This window comes from Nocardia sp. NPDC003963 (assembly GCF_053605105.1).
The window spans coordinates 1-5,710 of record NZ_JBSGIP010000097.1; the positions used below are offsets into that span (position 1 = coordinate 1).

A 5,710-nucleotide genomic window follows, 5' to 3' on the forward strand; every position below is an offset into this window, starting at 1 on the left:
GGTGGGGCCCGCCCCGGTTCTGGAGCGACAGAGCGAAGGAGCGCAGCGACTGAGCGCCGGAGTGAAGAACCGGGGTTGATAGGGCCCCACCCCGCGCCGCCGGAGGCGGCGCCATGAACACAGCTCAGGCGGTGGCTGCGTGGACTTCTTCGGCTTCGTTTTCGGCGCCGAGTATTTCTTCGAACCTGGCGACGACCTTGTTGTGGTACATGCCGAAAAGGTCTTCGAACAGTGCCAATTGGGCGGGGGTGGGGCCGGATTCCGATTCCCAGACCGCGATCAGTGCCCGCCATACCAGGACGTGGAGATCGGCGGCGCCGGCGAAGTAGGCATCGACTGCTTCGGGGACTTCGAGCACCATTTCGCCGATGGAGTTCAGGATGGCGCGCTGCATGCTGGATTCGAGCGCTACCAGGAGCTTTCGAACGACGCCGATCTCGATGGCGAGGATGCGGCGGTAGTCGGGGACGTCCAGGCGTGCCAGTGTTTCCAGGGTGTCGATCTCGGTTTTCAGTTCGGCGAGGTCGGCGCCGGCCGCCGCGGCCACGCCGTGGGCGAGGCCGGTGTAGGAGAGCAGGGCGTCCATGACGATGCCGCGTTCGACTTCGACGATATCGCGGAACATCTCGATCGCGACCTCGGGCATCGGAATGGAGAACCGGAAGAGGTGACGGTAGACGTCCAGTCCACCTGCCGCGCGGACTTCCCGGATGGTGAATCCCTTACCGCGCCTGGCTTCGACGAATCCGTAGGACTCCAGTCGGCCGAGGGTGAGCTGGGCGGTTGCCCGGTTCATTTCGAACTCTTCGGCGACCTGCCGGACCGAGGGCATCAGCTCACCGGGCTGATATTCCCCTGCGGCGACCCGCCGTGCCAGTTCGTCGGCGACATCGGCGACCACCGTGCGGGACCCCATGGATGCACCTTTCTCGGCAGCTTTTACGTCCCAGACAGTCTATGCGCAAATATGCCAGACTGCACAGGAGAACAGGCGAATCGCTTCTGGGGATGAGGTATGAGCAGTCGACGTGATGCCGGCACACCACCGGTGCGCCGGGCGCTGCGCAGCGCCCGGCTCGTAGCGCTGCCGGTCGCGTTCGCGGGCCGGCAGGCGGCGGGCGCGGGCCGCCGGGCGCTCGGGCGTCCACCGGCCGAGGTCAACCGGGATATCCAGACCCGCACCGCCCAGCACATGTTCGAGGTACTGGGCGAGTTGAAGGGCTGCGCCGCCAAGCTCGGCCAGTTGCTGGCGATCTATCAGCTCGCCCTGCCGCGCGATATAGCCGCTCCGTACCAGGTCGCGCTGGCCCGGTTACAGGATTCGGCGCCGGTGATGCTGCCCACCACCGTGCACACCGTGCTGGCCGAACATCTGGGTCCGGACTGGCGGGACCTGTTCCTGGAGTTCGACGACCGCCGGGCGGCGGCCGCGTCGATCGGTCAGGTGCATCGCGGGGTCTGGCACGACGGCCGGGCGGTCGCGGTGAAGGTCATGTATCCGGGCGCCCGGGCGGCGGTGGAGTCGGACCTGGTGCAGCTGCGGCGGATCTCCACGCTGGCATCGGTGTTCCTGCCGGGCGCGGATGTGAAATCGGTGACCGAGGCCCTGTGTGAGAGTGTGCGCGCGGAACTGGATTACGCGGCCGAGGCGGAAAACCAGCGGGCCTTCGCCCGGGTGTATACCGGGAGTACCGAATTCCGGGTGCCGGAGGTTCTGGCGCAGCGGGGCGATGTGCTGGTCTCGGAATGGCTCGACGGTATTCCGGCCGCGCGGATCATCGAGTCCGGGAGCCGCGCCCAGCGGGACCGGGTCGGCGAGGCGATGATGCGTTTCGTGCTGACGGGTTGGGAGCAGCACGGGCTGCTGTACTGCGACCCGCATCCCGGCAATCTGCGCCTGCTGGCCGACGGCCGGCTCGGAGTGGTGGATTTCGGCGCCTGCGCGCCGTGGCCGCATCCGGGGTTCACCCGGTTGGTGGTCGAGATGTGCGATGCGATCTTCAACGGCGATCCGGCGGCCCTGGAGTCGGCAGTGCGTACGCACGGGTTCGCTTTTCCGGGGCGGACTCTCGACGCGACGGCGCTCGACGCGGCGCTGTCGGCGTGTGCGGAGCCGGTCCGGTACCCGCGGTTCCGCATCACCACACCGTGGTTGCGCAAACAGGTGCTGCGCACCACGGCCCTGCGACTGACGAATGTGATGCGGGAGCTGACCCTGCCGCCGGAGTGCACTCCGTTCGCGCGGGCCGCGCTCACCCTGGTGGGTACGTTGAGCCAGCTGGAGTGCGAATGCGACTTCGGTGCCGAACTGGAGCGGTCGGTACCCGAACTCGGGGAGATCTTCGCGGTGATGCGGCGCGAGCCGGCGCCGGGTGTACCGGCCGGCGGCTGAACGCTCGGCGGCCGCGATCGAACGCACCGTCTGGGACATTTTCCGGTGAGGATATCGAATTTGCGGAAATTCTATCCTATTTATCCCGGGGAGCAATCAGTAGCCCAGCCATTGCCGCCACGTGGGCAACAGCCGGTCGGCGAAAACCGCGTAGCCCTCCGCTCCCGGATGCGCCCCGTCCCCGGCCCGCACCTGCTCCCCCCAGACGGGGTCGTCGGCCAGCAGCCGGAAGGACGGGGCGTACGGGACCTCGAATTCGGCGCATATCCGCTCGAAGCTCCGGTCCAGTTCCTCGATCCGCCGATTGTGCCCGGCGTCCTCGACCGGCGGCGGACCCACCACCAGCACCGGCCATCCCTGGGCTCGGGCGGTGGTGAGCAGCACCGACAGATTCGCGGCCGAACTCTGCGCCTCGACCGGAGGTCGGCCGTCGACGAACACAGTGTCGTTCACTCCGAAGGAGAACACCACGCGTCCGTCCGATTCGACCGGCAACCGCACCAGGCATTCCGCGGACCACCGCGCGGCGATATCGGCGGAAGTGTGCCCGCGCACCCCCAGGTTGTACACGGTCCGTGCCGCCCCCGCGGCCCGGGCATGCGCCGTCAACCGGCCGGTCCAGCCCAGTGCCTGCGGATCGCCGACACCGGCGACGAAGGAGTCCCCTACCAAACAGATGCGTTGATCACCACTCACCCCTGGATTCTGACAGCGTGTTGGTGTGTATCGTCCGGCTCGGGGTCCTGCATACTCACCTGCTGGTGGTCGTGACCGGCCCGTCAGCTTCACCTCGATCCGAAAGTACCGATACGACATGCGAGTCGATGGGCAGGAGATCCCGGTCACGGGCAGTCTCCTACAACCGCTCACCCGGCGGACCAGCGATATCCTGCGTGTCGTCTTCGCGGCGATCGGTGTGGCGGTCGTTATCGCCGGTTCGCTGATCACCCGGCCCGAATGGCTGGCGCTGGAACGTTCGGTCTCCAATATCGTCGGATTCCTCAATCCCGACCAGTCGAACCTGGTCTACCTGCTGTACGGGATCGCCATCCTCATCCTGCCGTTCGCGATCCTGGTGGAACTGGCCTTCGGACGGCAATGGAAACTACTCGCCGGCTACGCCACCGCCGGGTTGACCGCGGTACTGCTGCTGTCCATCACACCGAGCGGACTATCGGCCCCGCAATGGCATCTGCAGGTCCCGGAGAATCTGGACGACAAGACCTTCCTGCAGCAGTTCCTGGACGATCCCCGCTGGATCGCCATGCTGGCCGCGGTACTCACCGTCGCCAGCCCATGGCTGCCGGTGCGGCCCCGGCGCTGGCTGTGGGTGCTGCTGCTGGCCTTCGCACCCATCCACCTGGTGGTCAGCACGGTGGTCCCGGCCCGGGCCATGTTCGGTTTGGTGGTCGGCTGGCTGGTGGGCGCGGTGATCGTCCTGCTGGTGGGAACACCGGCCCTGGAAGTGCCCTTGGACGCGGCGGTACGGCAGCTGGCCCGGCACGGCTACACCGTCACCCGGTTCACCGTCGTCCGGCCGGCCGGACCGGGTGCGCTCATGCTCTCGGCGACCGTGGAAGAACGTGAACGTGCGCTGGTGGTCGAGTTGTACGGCAAGAATCAACGCTCGCTCAGCGCGATACGCCAGTTGTGGCGCTGGCTGACCTTCCGCTCCAGTGAGACTGCCCCGCTGCACGGCTCCATGCATCGTGCGGTGGAACATCGCGCACTCATGGCGATCGCCCTCGACGAACTCGACCTGGCCGCGCACCGACCGGTAACGGTCTCGGGCCTGCCCCGCGGCTGGATGCTGTATTCGCATACGCTGCCGGCCGGACGCTCGATCGAACAGGATCCCGGCGATACCGATGCACTGGATTCGGTATGGCGGGCCCTGACGGTGCTGCGCGAACGCGGGATCGCCCACGGTGAACTACGACCCGCCGAGATCCGGATAGGGCCCGGCGGAGCACTGTTCGGCGGATTCACCGCGGCGGAACTATGCGCCTCGGATGCCCAGCTCCAATCCGATATCGCCCAGTTGCTGGTATCCATGACGGCGGTTTTCGGCGCGGAACCGGCGGTACGCGCGGCGATCGGCGCACTCGGCGAACAGACTGTGCTCACCGCGTCGCGACGGCTCACCAAATTCGCCATGCCGGGCGGTATCCGTAAATCCATCCCGCACTGGAAATCGGTGGTCACCGCCGCGCGTGAAGAGGTCCGCACCCAGACCGGCGAGGACCGGATCGAAGCCGAGCAGATCACCCGGTTCAACCGTAAGAGCCTCATCCAGCTGGCCCTGCTGATCGGTCTGGTCTATGTGGCCTACCCGTTCATCAGCGCGGTCCCGACCTTCTTCACCCAGCTCAAAGAGGCCAACTGGTGGTGGGCCCTGGGCGGCCTGGCACTGTCGTCCCTCACCTACCTCGGAACGGCCGCGGCACTGTGGGCGTGCGCGTCCAGCGTGGTGAAGTACTGGCCGCTGGTGCTGATGCAGATCGCGAACACCTTCGCCGCGACCACCACTCCGGCCCGAGTGGGCGGGCTGGCCCTGAGCGTGCGCTTCCTGCAGAAGGGCGGGGTCGGGACGGTCCGGGCCACCGCCGCGGTGGCGCTGCAACAGGCGGTGCAGGTCTGCACCCATATCGCGCTACTGGTGCTGTTCAGTGTCGCGGCCGGAACTTCCGCGGACCTCTCGCATTTCGTCCCCTCGCCGACCGTGCTCTACCTGATCGCCGGAGTCGGGGTGGGCATCGTCGGCACCTTCATGTTCGTGCCGAAACTGCGTCGCTGGCTCAACAATTCGGTGCTTCCACAGGTACAGGAGGTGGTCGGCGAACTGGCGGTCCTGGCACGTGATCCGAAACGCTGCGTGATCATCGTGCTGGGCTGCGCGGCGCTGACCCTCGGACAAGCGCTCGCCCTGTTCGCCAGTGTGCAGGCATTCGGTGGCGGCACGACTTTCGTGACGGTGACCATCGTGACCATGATCGGTGGCACTCTGGCCTCGGCCGCGCCGACACCGGGCGGTGTCGGCGCGGTGGAAGCCGCACTGATCGGCGGTCTGGCCGCGTTCGGCCTGCCCGCCGCGGTGGCGGTGCCGTCGGTTCTGCTCTACCGAGTACTCACCTGCTGGATCCCGGTGTTCTGCGGCTGGCAGGTGATGCGCTGGATGGCCGAGAAGAACATGATCTGAGCTGTGTCTATCGGCCCCGCCTTCGGCGGGGCGGGGTGGGGCCCTATTAACCCCGGTTCTTCACTCCGGCGCTCAGTCGCTGCGCTCCTTCGCTCTGTCGCTCCAGAACCGGGGCGGGC

At 67.2% G+C, this 5,710-nt stretch carries 4 protein-coding genes; 2 read left to right on the forward strand and 2 right to left on the reverse strand.

Annotation, left to right across the window (positions count from 1 at the left end; genetic code table 11):
* Nucleotides 1-124: 124 nt before the first annotated feature.
* Complete coding sequence (locus ACWEWT_RS38295; protein WP_452565836.1) at nucleotides 125-916, reverse strand: winged helix-turn-helix domain-containing protein; 792 nt, start codon at nucleotides 914-916, stop codon at nucleotides 125-127.
* A 99-nt stretch (nucleotides 917-1,015) separates the two neighbouring features.
* Here ACWEWT_RS38295 and ACWEWT_RS38300 point away from each other — a divergent pair, with 99 nt between their 5' ends.
* Nucleotides 1,016-2,392, forward strand: a complete 1,377-nt coding sequence (locus ACWEWT_RS38300; protein WP_452565838.1) for an ABC1 kinase family protein — start codon at nucleotides 1,016-1,018, stop codon at nucleotides 2,390-2,392.
* Nucleotides 2,393-2,488: 96 nt separating this feature from the next.
* Here the strand turns inward: ACWEWT_RS38300 and ACWEWT_RS38305 are convergent, their stop codons facing one another.
* The gene (locus tag ACWEWT_RS38305; protein ID WP_452565840.1) at nucleotides 2,489-3,088 is read right to left on the reverse strand and encodes a GDSL-type esterase/lipase family protein; all 600 of its coding nucleotides are present in this window, start codon (nucleotides 3,086-3,088) and stop codon (nucleotides 2,489-2,491) included.
* Nucleotides 3,089-3,206: 118 nt separating this feature from the next.
* Here ACWEWT_RS38305 and ACWEWT_RS38310 point away from each other — a divergent pair, with 118 nt between their 5' ends.
* On the forward strand, nucleotides 3,207-5,591 hold the full coding sequence (locus tag ACWEWT_RS38310; protein WP_452565842.1) for a lysylphosphatidylglycerol synthase transmembrane domain-containing protein: 2,385 nt from the start codon (nucleotides 3,207-3,209) through the stop codon (nucleotides 5,589-5,591).
* The last annotated feature ends 119 nt before the right edge of the window (nucleotides 5,592-5,710 follow it).

Bases quoted from the DNA above. Each gene is read 5' to 3' on its own strand.
- ACWEWT_RS38295 (WP_452565836.1), bottom strand. From the start codon at position 916: ATGGGGTCCCGCACGGTGGTCGCCGATGTCGCCGACGAACTGGCACGG.
- ACWEWT_RS38310 (WP_452565842.1), top strand. From the start codon at position 3,207: ATGCGAGTCGATGGGCAGGAGATCCCGGTCACGGGCAGTCTCCTACAA.
- ACWEWT_RS38300 (WP_452565838.1), top strand. From the start codon at position 1,016: ATGAGCAGTCGACGTGATGCCGGCACACCACCGGTGCGCCGGGCGCTG.